1 protein-coding gene is annotated in these 380 nt (G+C 62.9%); it reads right to left on the reverse strand.

Translation table 11 applies throughout. The features are described from left to right. A partial coding sequence (locus AC1D0P_RS31680; RefSeq protein ID WP_477680347.1) for a hypothetical protein occupies positions 1-380 on the reverse strand: 380 nt, incomplete at both ends.

Below are 380 nucleotides of genomic sequence, written 5' to 3' on the forward strand. Positions count from 1 at the left end.
TGCCATCAACGCTGGACCAGAACTTTCGCTTGAGCTCTCCCCACCCATCGGCCGTGTCTTCAAGCAACTGCCCATTGACCTCGGTGTAGCGCAACAGCGTCTCGGCGAAGAGTTTCCGCCGGAGATCGGTGATGTGCCCCGACAGATCGGTCGCCTGTTTGTCGAGCACATCGGCGTCCGACAGGATTCCGTTCATCTGCCCCTGTTCGCCCTGCAGACGCTTGCGGTCGCCGGCAGTCGCCGCACTTTCCGGCGGCTGGCCGGCGGCAGGCGGATTGCCCAACTGCTCCAGGCGGCCGACAACAAGATTGTAGCGGTTCTGGAGTTCGGCCTTGGCATCGGAAATGGCCTTGGCGACCGCGTCGACCTGCAGCTTGAAC

Source organism: Polaromonas sp. P1_G2 (assembly GCF_056405515.1).